The organism is Fluviispira multicolorata, assembly GCF_009208585.1.
Taxonomy (GTDB): domain Bacteria; phylum Bdellovibrionota_B; class Oligoflexia; order Silvanigrellales; family Silvanigrellaceae; genus Silvanigrella; species Silvanigrella multicolorata.
In genome coordinates, this window is record NZ_WFLN01000007.1 from 159,586 (window position 1) to 174,224 (window position 14,639).

The following is a 14,639-nucleotide window of genomic DNA, read 5'->3' on the forward strand; positions in this document are numbered from 1 at the left end:
GTGTCCCTAGAAGTCGTTGGCATGCTTTCAAAAGTTATCTTTGAATCAGAAAGAGGCGACTTTCTTGTAGCTGAGTTTATTGATGCTCTTTCTGCTAAACGTTTTCGCGCTTCTGGTAAAATCCAAGTATCACCAAAAGCAGATGCCAAACAGCGCTATCGCATAATAGGACAGTGGGAGAACTCTCCAAAATATGGTGAAACCTTTGTCGCCATATATTCTGAACCGACAAGACCTCAAGAACTGTCAGGGATAGCTCCATACTTAGCAAACAACGTAAAAGGAGTGGGTGAAGTTACGGCGAAAAAATTAGTCGATGCTTTGCAAATTAAAAATATCGATGATCTTGTTGCTATTTGTCGAGATGAAAAAGAAAAAATATTCCAATATTTTGGTGGGAAAAAAAGAAAAGTAGCTGAAAATGTCATAACCGTTATGGTTACAGATGAAGTCTTTCGTAATGTTATGATTTTTTTACATGAACATAATATTCCCCCACGTTTTGCTAAAAGAATCTATGAAAAATATGGAGTTGCTTCTTTAACAAACTTAATGGAAAATCCTTATCGTCTTATAGCTGATTTTAGGCAGGTTGGTTTTCTACGTGCTGATGCCATTGCACAAAAATTGGGTTTACCAACAACCTCTCCTTTTAGAATTGAAGCTGCTTTTATTTATGCTTTAGAAATTGCCCAAGAAGAAGGTCACTGTTGCTTGCCAAGAGACAACTTAATAGACAAAGCGCGTGATCTTTTGGGGGGAAAGTTTGATCCCACTTTTTCGCGTGAATTTACTCTTGAACAATTGCGCTCAATTTATAAGAAAAATCGTGAAGAAAAAAAAGAGACTTTTTTAATTCGGGAAACAACAAATTTTAAATCTCTTCAAAATAATACTATACAAGAAATATTATTTTATTTGCCAGAAGTTCTTCGTATGGAAGATGAAGTCGCAGGCTTTATTCAAGGTTTATTAAAAATACCTCCTTTATTTGAACACAAAGAAAAGCTTGTGCAAAGTGATATTGTGAAGGGTGAAAAGACGTTTGAAGAGCTTTTCCCAGGGGTCCCTTGGGAAAAACTTTCAAGCGAGCAGCAAGCCGCTGTGCAAATGAGTTTAAGTTCTCGTTTTATGGTTTTAACAGGAGGGCCGGGTTGTGGAAAAACTTTCGTTTTGAAGGCTATTTATGGTGTGCAGCGAGCACTCAATAGAAGGGTCGCTCTTTGTGCTCCTACTGGTTTAGCAGCAAAAAGAATGACTGCATCTATTGGTGAACAGGCAAGTACTTTGCACAAAATGCTCGGTCTTGGGCGCAGAAATAAAGATGAAACCCAAAATGTAATCGAAGAACTTGAAGGAAATACAGGCGCACTAGATAACGTGGACGTAGTCATTGTCGATGAAAGTTCCATGCTCAGTTTAGACTTACTGCATTCTCTCCTGTCAGTGCTTGGACCGAATAGAAGACTTATTCTTGTGGGGGATGTAGATCAATTGCCCAGTGTGGGTGCAGGCAACTGCTTGCGCGATATTATTTCTTCGGCACAGGCGCCTATTGCGAGGCTCACTCAGATATTTAGACAGAGTTCGGAAAGTCCTATTCCACTTGCTGCCCGAGAAATCATTTCAGGTAAGAAACCTGAATATAGCTATATAAGCCGTATTCCCGTGTTTCCACGTCCCGAATCATTTGCTTTTATTCCTTGTTCACAACAGACATTTTTTGATGTGCTCATACCTTTTTTATGTGAGACTGTTAAAAATATTTATGAACTTGATCCATTAAAAAATTGCCAAATTTTAGTACCTATGCGGCGCACTGAAGTCGGACAAGAAAATATAAATAAAATTATTCAAAATCATCTTAATCCTCCATCAGAGAATAAAAAAGAATATTCTTTGCCATATGGAAGTATTTTACGTGAAGGCGATAAGGTTATTCAAATAAAGAATAACTATGAACTTGATGTTTTCAATGGCGACCTTGGTTATTGTAAAACTATAATAAAGACAAAAGAAAAAGTAGAAGCCACTGTTGAATTTTCCGATCGTGTCGTTATTTACGAAGATGAAGAAATTGATGATTTGCAACTTTGCTATTCTATGACTGTACATAAATCACAAGGTTCAGAATTTCCATTGTGCATTATTCCAATGTTTGGAGTCTATTTTACTATGCTCGATAGAAATCTTTTATACACGGCGATCACTCGAGCAAGTAAATATGTTATTTTAGTTGGAGAAGACTGGGCTGTTAAAAAAGCTGTGGGCAGTCAAAATGCAATTAGACGATTTACATTTTTAGATAGACTTCTCTTAGGGCATCAAGATCAAGAAATAAAAAATTAATAGCTAATCTTGTAAAGATTTTTACTATCAACTTCTGATAAAGTTAATATTTTAAGATTAATATTTGGTCTTAATTCTTTAAAATAGTTATATACATTTCGGCAAGATATACATGCAGGTTTCGAAGTATAAATTTTTAAAGTACCTTGAGTGCTTTTTCCAGTATCTTTTGTTTTATCAACAATTGCTTCTAATATTTTAGCTTCTGAATCTGAATAACGAGTTGAACTTAAATTTTGGAATTCTCCATTACGGATTGCTTTTGTTGCCTGAAGAATTCTTTGCATATTTTTCAATGGGTTCTCTGCTGGTGTCGTGTAAGGAAAATTAAAATTATTTTTTTTAAGATTCACAAATATTTTATTTGAGTTTTGGGGAGTGACAAATTTAAAGTTTTCTCCGCTTATAGAGTAATAAAGTTGTTCGGGATAATTTTCATTTTCACTTATTAATTGAAATTCTGCGTATGAAATAGTCTTTTTAGCATTGTGACTTCGAGTATTTTGCTTGGAATCAACTTGGCTTTCATCAAGTCCCTGTAATATTTTTTCTCTTGCTTCAACTAATTTTTTGATTGTAAGCTCATCAGAACTTTCAATGGAATCTGATTGTTCAATATTTTTAATAACCATAATTGTTTTTGAAGGATCTTGAACAGTTTGTCTAAGAGTAAATAAGGCATTTTTAAATTTTTCAAACTTATTTTGACCATCAAGAGTTTTCGTATTCACTATTTCTTCATTAACTTTAGGTAGATTATTTTCGCTTTCATTTTCAGTATTTAATTTTATTTCAGCGTAAAGTTTTTTAAAGTTTAATAAATACTTTACCGACGTTTGATTATCAGAGCTGTTATGATTAATAAGAATGGTTTTTCTTGCATTTATTTGCTTTAGGGCTTCACTAACGGGTATACTAATAACATCGCTTGGTTTTAAAGTTCCTGATGCCACTCTAAAAGAGCCAAGTCCATCTGATTTTAAATAATAATTATTTTCATAATTATGATTAATTTCAGAGTTAATTCTGGATATTTCATCTGAAAAAAAGTGCATATATGTATCACTTTGATTTGTTAGATAATTATTTAACTCAAGCTTTACTTCATAAATTTTTTGAATTTTTCCAAATTCTATTGGATCTATATGCACTTTATTGTTGACAATTAAATATAATTTATCTGCAGAACTGCCTAGTGAGATAACTTTGTTTTGAATTGATAATTTTGGTTTTTTACTTGGGGAAGAGTCACAGGATCGATTTGTAGCGTTGCTTGCTTCAAAGTTGAAAATTAAAATACAATAAACTATTTTTTTAAATATTTTTTTCATAAATGAGGAGCCTCTATATGATTATTAATTTTTTTAATATCCACGATTAAATCTATATGGGTAAGGTACCAAGCATAAAATTTATTATTTTGATTAAAAAGAAGTATTTCATTGTTTAATTTATATCTCTTCTTTTTTGCAATTTTAAGAATCATTTCTTTTTTTAAATCGTCTTTTTTTATTTCAAGTAATGTTTTATCTTGAGGATTTTTAACTGATATGACAAAGCCATCTTTTTTTTCTATAATTAAATGATCTAAAAAAAATGTTATATTTTCTATATTATCTTCTAATAGATAAATATTTGAAGTAAGGTCTTTCTGGTAATATAATTTATAATTATTTTTGTCATAAAAGTATAGTTGATTTCCAATTCTACTCACTAAAGAAAGAGTATTTTCTTGAGTGTAATCACCTTGGGTTTCTCCTAGACTTTTTAAATTATTTATATTTATTATTTGATTATTTTTGATATCATACCAAACTTTGCCAGAATGATTTTCAAATATTGGATAGTTTTCAATTTCAATAAACCCATGTTCTTGTTTGTTCTCTAGAACTCTTGATTGTAACATTTTTTTAAATTGAGCGAGATTCAAGGCTAATTTATTAAAATCAAATAAGGTGTAGGTTTGTTTTTCTTCATCTAATTGAACTGAAGTGATTTCTCCCAATTTATGCAATAAAAGTATTTCTTTTGGTTTTTTGAAGGTTAAAAAATTTATTTGAAATGAGTCTGCTTTTATACTATTTTTTTCAATTATAATTTTTTCAGTCAATGTACTTATGTCGAAAATCCATTTATCATTATCACCTAAAGTATGAATATTATAATGCGCCTCTTTGTCTATCTTCAAAAAATAATGTCCATTATTTCCAAATAAATTATAGGTGATTAGATTATTCCACTTTTCTGGAATCTTGGGTGTGTATAAAAATCTGCTGTTTTCTGCGAGATAAATTGAAATATCTGTTTTTTTATAATCAAAAAAAAGTTCGCGAATTGCAAATTCTGCAAAAATTCCAGTCATGTATTCAAAAAGAAATTTACCATTTCTTTGCATTTTTAAAACACTTGAAAGCTCTGCATCGTGTCTTGCTAAAATCCCAGGTGTATAGTGGAAACTGTAACTGATATCTGTTGTTGGAACGACTGGCAAAATAATTGGCTTTTCTGATTTGATATTGTTTAAGACAACGGAATCTTCATTTCCTAAACTAAAATTTAAAAGATTTTTGATTGGTAATAAATGTTGATTATTAATTATTGGCGCTGGATTTGGACCAAACGATGAGAGATAAGTGTGGCTAATTGTATCAAGAGAATCATATCGAGAAGTTTGATAAACATAATGATCTCCAAAATGAAGGGTCATGTTATTGGCTGTTCTTAAATCTAAACCTTTTATCATTACATTATTAAAACTTGCTGATTGAAGTTTATTATTGATAAATTGATTGTTCTTATAAGCAAGAGGGACAAAAGGAAGATTTTTAATTTCATTTTGAAAAGCACTTTCATAAGATGGAGAAGATTTGTATTTTTTAATTTCTTGTTCATAATGATAAAAGTAACTTGCTAAATTAACGGATTGTTCTTGCGCATGTGCTGAAGCATTTGCAAATGCATTAAATCCAATAGCAAGACCTGTAAAGGGAACGGCCATTGTGCTGAGCGCAGCTGATGCTGTACTTGCTCCAACAAGATTTAAAATAGAACTTCCCACTCCTAGGCTGAGTCCGGCAGAGTCAAAGGAGAGTTCAGTTCCAAATTTTATTTTCTGCGTCGCAGATTCAGCATTTGCCAATTCAATAGCATCAAGAACTATATTTGTGGTATTTAATCCCAAGCTTATTTTTGCGCCTACTTTACTAATGGCATTAAAAAAGTTGATATTATCTTCTAGAGCAGTGCTATTGAGTGTTCTAAAAATATGATGAATTTTTTCAATTTCTGTTAAATCATCAAATCCTGCCTGTGCTATATTGATAAAAGTATGAATTTTTAACATTTTTGAAAGATTTGTTTCATCACTTCTAGAAGAAAATAAGATATCTTTTCTATGATTTGAAAAATAATCAATGATAGTTTTAATGCCAAGCCCAGCGCTTAAACTGTGCATAGAATTTATATCCTGTAGATGTAAATTACCTGAGCTATCTTTTTTTACGTAGAAAGACAGATTATTGATATTTTCATTAATGTATTTTTTAAAGTCATTTAGCTTTATAAAATCATCAATATTTTCTAGTGCAATAATTTTAATTTCACCTGATTTAATATTTATTAATTTAATGCTATTTGTTTTTATGGAGTCAGGAAAAGGTATAAAGTTTTCATCAAGATTATGGAGAGTGATATATTTTTTTATAGTATTATTAAATTGAGCTGCTTTGTCTTCGCTTTCTAATGTAATTAGATATTTCTCAATTGAAAAATCAGTGTTATTTAATGCTCCAAATACAGGTTCTTTCTTGTATTTTATTAAAGAAGAATTGTTTGATTTATTGACTTTTTTAACCGTATCAATGTAAATATCTGAAGTTTTATTTATATACTCTTCTATATTGAATAAACTTTTAATACTTTGTTTATTTAAAATATCATGATATTTATGCATAAGTTCTTCTAGGTGCGATAAAAGATTTGCAATGGGCTCAACGTCCTTTTCTTTTCTCGAATAGTATTGATTCAGTGTTTCTTTTAAAGACTCTTTTTCATCAGCTGAAATTGAATTTTGGAAAAATAATACGATTTTATCTTTTTCTAAACTTTCTTCCTGACTTATTTTATCTTCATTTAAAGGCGAGCAGGAGTTCGAAGTTTTAGTTATACTTTGAATAAAAATAAGTTCTTTCCCTTTTTCATTTTGATATTGTTTGTTGCAACTACAGGCAATTCCAGAGAGTGAGAGGGTAAGTATTTTTTTTTGAATAGATTTTTTTATGGTAATCAATTTTAACTCCTCTATTTTAATTTTTTTATCTGATCTTTAGATTTTTAATAACTTAAAAGTAAACAGTTAATAGACTCTTTTTTATATAATTTTCAAATTTTTAATACTATTATTTTTGTCATTTGTCAAATAATTACAAAAATATTTTTTAATTTGTTAATTTTTTATTAAAATAAAAATTAATAGTATTTCTGTGCTATTAATATCTTAAAGATATCAATAGTAATTTATTTACTGTGCACTCCAGAAAAGCATGCTATGTAAAGTTGAAAAAGAATTAAGTGTAAAGTTCAAATTTTTTCTTATTTTGGTGAATTATGGATATGTTTTTGCTTTATACAATTCCAATTTATAATCTCGCTATAGCAGTTGAGTATTTTTATGTACGCAAAAAAATACCTAACTCCTATTTTATAAAAGATACTATCGCAAGTTTATCAATGGGAATAGGATTTCTAATAATATCTGGTCTCTGTAATATTTTTGTATTTAAAATTTTTACTTTTTTTAATAATTATAGTCTTTTTCAAATTCCTTATGCCCTCTCTGCAATTGTATATGGAGAAAAAATAAATTGGCTGGTTTTTTTGCTACTTATTTTTGCAGAAGATTTCTGTTATTATTGGTTTCATAGAATAAGTCATATTTGCAGGTTTTTCTGGTGCGCACACGAAACACATCATTCTTCAGTTTATTATAACTTTGGCACGGCACTTCGACAAACTTGGCTTGGTTCACCTTTTACTTGGATTTTCTGGGCACCCTTAGCAATTTTGGGTTTCCGTGCGGAAGATATTTTATTACAATCAGCCCTTAATCTATTTTATCAATTTTGGGTTCATACACGCCTCACGAAATCTTTTGGTGCCTTTGATTCTATATTTAATACACCAAGTCACCATCGAGTTCATCATGGGTCTGATATCGCTTATCTCGATAAAAACTATGCTGGAATTTTTATAATTTGGGATAAAATTTTTAAAACATTTCATCCAGAAGATAATGAACCAATCTACGGTGTCTTGCACCCAATTCGATCTTTTAATCCTTTTATTATTGGCTTACATATGCTCAAAGAATTGTATTTAGATATAAAAAGTGCAAATCAAATTCGCGACAAAGTAAAATATCTATATAAACCTCCTGGTTGGAATCATTTAGGAACAGGAAAAATATCAAGAGATTTGCAAAATGAATACTATTATAAAAATTTAAAAAAATAATTATTTTGTTTAAATTACACTTGAGTGAATTTAATTGCAAATTTTATCCATATAGAAATATCAAGTGAAAATATATTTAAAAATAAAATGTTAAATGCTTTGAGCAAAATTAATAAATTTAACTTCCTTTTCTATTGGAAGAACTTCAATATTAAGAGAGTTGATGGAAATTTCAGTTCTTTTTGAGATATTTGAAATACAAAAACTCACATAACCGCTTTTAACAGTGTTGCTTTCAGATATAAGTTTTGAAGTAGTGATATATTGATCATTATTTGATTTAGCTTCTATATATCGATCATTTCCATATTCAGAGTAAGTTGTTATGTCAGTTAATTCAGATAACATAAAGGGAACAGAGAATAGTTCACTTTTAATTCCAGCAGTTTCCGAAAATACTTTTATTTTAAAAAGCTCAATTTTGTAGATTTCTTGAGGTTCCTTAAGCCATGTAAATACACTTAATTTAATATTTAAAGAAGGAATTAAATGAGATTCTTTTGGCAAAAAAATAGCTTTCGTAGTCAATGCACATGGCTCGTAAGCAGAAATTCCGTGATAGTGCCATTTAGAATTGTCTAATATGCCAATTTTAGCTGAAAAATCTTTCGGACTCATAACCAATCCGTTAAATTTTTCTGATTTGAGAGGAGCACAGCTTGTTAATATTAGGAGTGAAAATATATAAAAAATTTTTTTAAACATATTGAGCTTTTTCGTATAATTACAAATTCATATCAAATCGCGTGAGTAAATTTTCAGCATAAGTTCTGACAGATTTTGAAAGATCATTTTGCATAGCATATCTTATTTCATCTTTTTGTCCAGCCTGCGCAAGATTTTTTAATGTTTGCATTCGAATTTTTTCGGAAGAATTATTTCGCAATATTTGCTTTTGCAGGTCTACTATATCAGCTCGTTGTACTCTAAATGACAGAGCCTCAAGGGCTGCAAGTTTGACGGTATCGGAACTATCATTTTGTAAAATATTTTTCAAATAATTATCGGGCTCGCTGCGATTGATAAAGCGTAACGAAAATGCAGCCGCTTTACGAATATCTTCTTTAGGAGAGGAAAGTTTAGCGTTAATATTATCTAATGCCCGTTCATCAGATAAGTTCCCAAGAGCTAATAAAGCAACCCCTTGTCCATGAGCGTCATTTGTATTTTGTAATTCGTTTACAATATCAGTTAATATTTTATTTTTTCTTTGTGAGTCATTTTCATGTAAATTTTTTCCAATATTTCCAAGGGCTAGAATGGCAGTGCTTTTGAGATCAATATCATTTTCAGACCAAAGTGAGCGTGTAAAACTTTCCGTTTCGAGAGCAGGTTTTTCACAGGTAGCTAAATTGGCAATTAGAACCATTTTCGCTTTTTTATCGGAGAGAGAATAAAATGTTTCAATAAGAGCCTGTTGACTTTCAATGGTGCCTGCGCTCACAAGTGCTGACAGCACGAGGGAAAATTCGTCACTCATTTTATTTATTTTAATTAAAAATCCAACCGTATCCCGAGCTGATTTAGGTTCTAAAACAAAGAGTGATTTGAGTTGTAAAAAATATTCTGTATAATTATCTTTTTTTTCTAAGTTAGAATTGCTTATGAAATCTGAAAAATTTGTATATTTAAAATTTTCTAAAAGCATTTTTTCTTTCAAACGGTCGTCAATATCACGTGCAAGCAGATCGGTTTTATAAAATTCATTTGATTTTAGAATATCCGCATTATTTTTAACACTTGCTAAATCTTTAGATTTGGTTTGCTGTAATTTTTTTGTAAAAGAGCTTTCTTCAAATCCTATTTGCTTATTATTTAAAAATATAAGTGTATTTCTTTTCATATTAATTGAAAAAGGAATATTGTTTGAAGCGAGTGTGTAAAGTGTGAGTGAATCTTTACTATATTTCTTTTCAATATTTTTCGTTTCTTCATATAGGTATGAGTTTTCAAGGGTGTGTCTATCTATAAAACTTCGAGTCACACGCGCATTTTGAATTGCATAGTGAAAGAAGTTTTTTCCAGAGAAATTTTCAATTTCATTTTCCCAATTATTTTCATTGTCTTTTTTATTTGTAAAATCTACAAAACTATTTGCAATATAGTCTCTATAGATATTACTTAAAGTTGGGTCAATGTATTTACTAAAATGAATTTCATTAATGAGGCCAATATTTGAAACAGTAACAAGAACTAAATTTGTATTAATATGACTTTCATTTAAGCTTAATGAAACTTCTTGATTCTTAACAAAGGCCTGAGCTTCTTTAAAATCATATTGTATGATTAAATTACTGTTATTATTTTCAATGCAAGTTTCTTTTACTTTTCCTTTAAATTCAATTTTAAACTTCTGTTTAGAAGCTTGTAATAAGGATAAATCACTTGAGCCACTTGAAAAGTAAGAAATATCATAAATTTTTTTTTCACCTATATTACAGCTCAAAATATATTGTCTTAAAAAGTATTTTCCATTAATGACATAGGCAATAAATAAAATTAAAGAAACAAGCATGAATGAATAGAGTATTTTTTTTCTAATAAACATCATATTATTGGTCCAGACCATTTTGCAAGTTCATTTAAGTAATCTGCGATTACTTTATCCATAGATTTTTCAGTCTCTGAATAAATTACCACATCTTTAAATAATTTTAAATTATTTTCGCTCTTTAAATCGTTTACGATGGCATTAAAGGTCTCATTGAGCTTTTCTTGAGTTTTATTTTCAAGTGAAAGTATTTTATTTTCTCTCTGCAGTTTATTGTCTATTTCAAGCTCTTCGGCAACATCGCTCACGCTTAAATCACCTTTTGCGCGAAATCCTGTTGGAGTCAGGGTTGCGGAATAATCAAATATATTTCCTTTTTGTACATACCCAGCAAAGCTCCATAAAGAAGTGGACCATTCTTTGCGTTCAAAAAATGCTTTCCAAAACTTCCAGGTTGGTACATATGCATAAACATATATACGTAAGTCTCCACTTAATGCATTGAGTTCGGTGGTGCCTATTAATTCTAGTTTTAGTTCTGGTGCGTCATTAAATTCAACAAATGCGCCTGCCGTCACGCGAGTGTCAAGTGCTACAAGAAGAAGTCGTCCTGTTACCCCAGCACCTGCAACAAATATATCGACTGCTGCAGAAGCGTACGCATCTATTCCTGCATAATGTTGTAAATAAGTTTGAACTTGTAACGGAACAAGTTCAATTCCCCAGCGCATAAAATTATTGCCTCGAATTCCTGCAGCTAAGCGCACTGGGATAGGACCAACCATAAAACGCACTGAGCGTTCTAATTGCACGGGGGTGTTGAATAACATTTTTTCATCTTTATATCCTGAACTGCTCAGCTCTTCTTTGTATACAAAAAGCGTTTTTCCAAATACGCTTGCATTTACGTCTAAAAACCCTTTTTGGGTTGCTGGGGAATTTGCTTTAGCATCTGCATTTGCAACATTACCTTCCCAAACGCCTAAAACGGCTGCATCGAGACCTGCATTTGCTTCGGTTCTAACTTCAACTTTGCTTGCTGCAATTTTATATCCAGCTTTTCCACCAATGTAAAACTTTGATTTTTGCCCCTTTTCAAAAGACCAATTTTTTTCTTTATTTAAGTTTTTCAATTCAGCTTTTTTAAGAACAGGACGGGGTACATCAAAAGCTTTTACCGTTGTAATAAAATCATCAAACTTTATATTATTTCCATATTTTGCAAGATCTTCTAAGCTAGGAATAGCAACTTTATATGCATCAAGTGCTGTTTCAATGTTTTTAACCCATTCATCATATGATGGTATTTTATTAAATGGATCTTTGTTTAATTCTTTTTCAATAATATCTTTTTGTTTGTCAAGAAGTTTAGCACAGACATCCAATGTGCTTAAATTATACTTTCCATCAGGATCTCGTAAGGAGTAACCCCATTGAGTCAGTGAATATTCCATTGAGTTCACATCATTAAAAAAATCAATTGCTTTAACTTCATAATTTCTTCCTGCCCTATCCTGAACAACAATTCTATCTTCTGGGAAAAGTGCTTTCCCAGTATCAGGATCTTTCATAGGGAATGGAACAAAAGGAATAGCTGGCTTTCTGTTCTCAATAAAATCTTTAGGACATTCATTTGCTAGCAATGAATATGCAAAGAAAAACTGTAATAAAAATGAAATAAATAACTGAATTTTAAAACTGTTCATATTTCTCATTTTTTATACTCCTGATAAATGCTGTCCAATTGATCTTCAATATATTCAAGCTTTGGTTCTGGCAGATTTTTTAAAGTTTCTTTTTCTAGGGAGTTTAGGACTGCAAGTTTATTACATGCAACAATATTGTTTTGTAAATCGCATTTAAGATTTATATTTGCATTAACAAGTTGGGAGTAGTTAAAAACATACTCATATTTTGGTGAATTTAAGGTTGTAAAAAATGTAAAGTGTTCTTCAGAGGCTTTACAAAGAGTGTCTAAACGCTCAATAGCAGATTTCAAATATATTTTGCTAATGGAACTTGAATTGAGTTCATTTTTTTTCTCAGCACATTCCTTTTGGACTTGAGTGAGTAATTTCTTTGCTTTAAAATATTGAAAATTTAAGGTGTATTCATTCATATTATTTTCATAATGCATAATATTTGCTAGAGCAGAATCGGCAAGTTTTGATGCTGCTAAGATATTTTGAAATTCTTGCAAGGTCTTCTCAAGCGGTATACGGGCATTGTTTAGGAGTTCTATTTTAAGTTTTGCAAGAGATGCTTTTTTCGATAAAGTAATTAAGTATTCTAATTTATCAATGCGTGTAATGGGAGAGCTGCCAAAGCTTTGCAAAACCTGTGTGAGTTTTTCTTTCATATTTTCTGTTTCAGCCAGAATATTTTTATAATTACTTAATATTTCAGGATTGTATTTAGGTGAATTTTCTAATAATCTAAGGGCACTATTTACATCCGATTGAATTTGTCCACAAGTTCTTTTTAATGATTCAGCATTTGAAACCTGCCGAGATAATATATTTTGCACTTGAACTTGCATGGTATTTGCATCAATTTTATTTTTCAAGTCTATTGTAGCAAAAATATGAGTCCAATCTTTAACCCATTGCCCCATATTTATAATACACTGCAAATATTTTGCTTGTATTCCATTTTCACCATGGAGATTTTTATCTCGGACGACTAAAAATCGACCATATCTTTCAGAAACGATATTAATTTCGGAATATAAATTCAGCGCTTTTTGCTCTCTTATGTAGAGTAAATCATCTTGATTTTGTGCATTTCCATTTATAAATATAAACAAATTTGTAAAGAAAGGTAAAATTATTATATATCGTTTCACGAAAACCTCCTAAAGCAAAAATTAACTTATTTTCAATTCCGTACTGAAACTTTATTTAGTTTATGTAATTTTTTATTTCTTCTAGTACTAAAGATAAATCCTTTTCAAGAACTACATTCCATTGTTTAAATATTTCAAGCATTCTTGTAGCATTTTCCATTTCAACTTCTAATTTTGTTCTATAATAAATACTAAGTTCTACTTTTGTTTCATTCGAAATTTCAATTTTAGGTGGTCTATTTTTAATTGCGCCTTCAAGGGTATGTAAAAGTGCTTTAAAGTTTAAATTAAGTGGATATACGTTTGTCAATTTTTGTATATTTGATTTTAAAAGATTGAGTTTATTTAAATCCCATTTGTCGATGTCATCTAAATTTTTTCCCAATTTAAAATTATCGAGCATGGAGTAAAGTAAGGCAATTTCCATTTTTACATTTTGATTCCATTGAGTCAAAGTTATAACGGAAGGTCTCCGATTGAATTCTTTGACAAGAACGGAACAATTTTTTTGTAAGACTTTATAATAAAGTTTTTCAGGATCGAGAGCTTGAATAACAAGGCGTGCTTGACCTGTTGCCGTTAAGACATTTTCAGCATTATCTCGCTTAAAATCATAATACCCAGTTTCTGTTTGTGCCCCCACCCTAAAATTATGCCCATCACAAACATATTCATATTTAACTAAATAATCCATTTGAAAAGGATCATTTTCACTTAAGGTAAGTGGTTCTATTCTACAAGCTGTTTTATATTGCTCATCGTAATCACATTTTAATAAATTTGTATAGGCAGCACTAGATAAGCTTATACAAAAAGACATTGGAATAAATAAATAATTTAGCTTCATAAAATTTATCCTCAGTAAATTGCATCAATTGTGAGTCCACTTATAGATATTTCAGTTCTTTCTGAAATATTTGCGATACAAAAGCTTAATTTCTCCCAAGCATCATTGCGGTTATTAAACATAAGTTTGGAATTTATAAATTGATTGTCTTCGGTTTTGGCTTCAATATATGAACTATTCCTCTCATAATATAGTGTTCTAATATCTTTTAACTCACTTAGATAAAAAGGTGCAGAGAGTATTTCTTGATTTAATCCTGCAAATTGGGAAAAGGCTTTTACTTGAAATAGTTGTGTTCTTGCTAAGTCACGTGGTGATTCTATCCAAGTGTATGCAGTCGATTTTATAGTGACATATCCAGAGAGGTGAGCTTTTTTCGTCAAAAAAATAGGTGTTGTTGTTGCTGCACACCCATTAAATGCACTGTAACCAGGGTAGTACCAATAGGTGTTATTTAGCGAACCTTGATTTGCTTGAAAATCTCTGGGTTCGAAAATAAAGCGTGTAAAATTGTTATATGCTTCAACTTTAAGGGCACTTGCTTGACTCTGAAATGATAAAAATAGAATTAAAAAAAATATTTTTTTGATCATAAA

The 14,639-nt window shown here is 30.5% G+C and carries 10 protein-coding genes; 2 read left to right on the plus strand and 8 right to left on the minus strand.

Annotated elements, in window-relative coordinates; all coding sequences use genetic code 11:
• Entirely contained in the window at positions 1–2,349 is a 2,349-nt protein-coding gene (gene recD2, locus GCL57_RS09730; protein WP_152213152.1) for an SF1B family DNA helicase RecD2, read from the plus strand.
• Here the strand turns inward: recD2 and GCL57_RS09735 are convergent.
• Together GCL57_RS09735 and GCL57_RS09740 are read right to left on the minus strand one after the other, a co-directional pair.
• A complete protein-coding gene (locus GCL57_RS09735) occupies positions 2,346–3,680 on the minus strand; it encodes a deaminase domain-containing protein (RefSeq protein WP_152213153.1) in 1,335 nt (444 codons plus the stop codon). The two genes, recD2 and GCL57_RS09735, sit on opposite strands and share 4 nt — an antisense overlap.
• A complete protein-coding gene (locus tag GCL57_RS09740; protein ID WP_152213154.1) occupies positions 3,677–6,637 on the minus strand; it encodes a TcdA/TcdB pore-forming domain-containing protein in 2,961 nt (986 codons plus the stop codon). Before GCL57_RS09740 ends, GCL57_RS09735 begins: the two co-directional genes overlap by 4 nt.
• A 317-nt stretch (positions 6,638–6,954) precedes the next feature.
• On the opposite strand from GCL57_RS09740, the gene GCL57_RS09745 reads away from it, so the two are divergent.
• Positions 6,955–7,860, plus strand: a complete 906-nt coding sequence (locus tag GCL57_RS09745; protein WP_152213155.1) for a sterol desaturase family protein — start codon at positions 6,955–6,957, stop codon at positions 7,858–7,860.
• A gap of 90 nt (positions 7,861–7,950) precedes the next feature.
• Here the strand turns inward: GCL57_RS09745 and GCL57_RS09750 are convergent, their stop codons facing one another.
• From GCL57_RS09750 to GCL57_RS09775, 6 genes are all read right to left on the minus strand, one after another.
• A complete protein-coding gene (locus GCL57_RS09750; RefSeq protein ID WP_152213156.1) occupies positions 7,951–8,478 on the minus strand; it encodes a hypothetical protein in 528 nt (175 codons plus the stop codon).
• A gap of 106 nt (positions 8,479–8,584) precedes the next feature.
• Complete coding sequence (locus GCL57_RS09755; protein ID WP_161597691.1) at positions 8,585–10,411, minus strand: HEAT repeat domain-containing protein; 1,827 nt, start codon at positions 10,409–10,411, stop codon at positions 8,585–8,587.
• On the minus strand, positions 10,408–12,066 hold the full coding sequence (locus GCL57_RS09760; RefSeq protein WP_152213158.1) for a hypothetical protein: 1,659 nt from the start codon (positions 12,064–12,066) through the stop codon (positions 10,408–10,410). The genes GCL57_RS09755 and GCL57_RS09760 overlap by 4 nt, the downstream gene beginning before the upstream one ends.
• Complete coding sequence (locus GCL57_RS09765) at positions 12,063–13,196, minus strand: hypothetical protein (protein ID WP_152213159.1); 1,134 nt, start codon at positions 13,194–13,196, stop codon at positions 12,063–12,065. Before GCL57_RS09765 ends, GCL57_RS09760 begins: the two co-directional genes overlap by 4 nt.
• A 55-nt stretch (positions 13,197–13,251) precedes the next feature.
• Positions 13,252–14,043, minus strand: coding sequence for a hypothetical protein (locus tag GCL57_RS09770; RefSeq protein ID WP_152213160.1), 792 nt, complete (start codon positions 14,041–14,043; stop codon positions 13,252–13,254).
• An 11-nt stretch (positions 14,044–14,054) separates the two neighbouring features.
• Positions 14,055–14,636, minus strand: coding sequence for a hypothetical protein (locus tag GCL57_RS09775; protein WP_152213161.1), 582 nt, complete (start codon positions 14,634–14,636; stop codon positions 14,055–14,057).
• Positions 14,637–14,639: the final 3 nt, after the last annotated feature.

Bases quoted from the DNA above. Each gene is read 5' to 3' on its own strand.
- GCL57_RS09735 (WP_152213153.1), bottom strand. From the start codon at position 3,680: ATGAAAAAAATATTTAAAAAAATAGTTTATTGTATTTTAATTTTCAAC.
- GCL57_RS09745 (WP_152213155.1), top strand. From the start codon at position 6,955: ATGGATATGTTTTTGCTTTATACAATTCCAATTTATAATCTCGCTATA.
- GCL57_RS09750 (WP_152213156.1), bottom strand. From the start codon at position 8,478: ATGAGTCCGAAAGATTTTTCAGCTAAAATTGGCATATTAGACAATTCT.
- GCL57_RS09755 (WP_161597691.1), bottom strand. From the start codon at position 10,411: ATGATGTTTATTAGAAAAAAAATACTCTATTCATTCATGCTTGTTTCT.
- GCL57_RS09760 (WP_152213158.1), bottom strand. From the start codon at position 12,066: ATGAGAAATATGAACAGTTTTAAAATTCAGTTATTTATTTCATTTTTA.
- GCL57_RS09770 (WP_152213160.1), bottom strand. From the start codon at position 14,043: ATGAAGCTAAATTATTTATTTATTCCAATGTCTTTTTGTATAAGCTTA.
- GCL57_RS09775 (WP_152213161.1), bottom strand. From the start codon at position 14,636: ATGATCAAAAAAATATTTTTTTTAATTCTATTTTTATCATTTCAGAGT.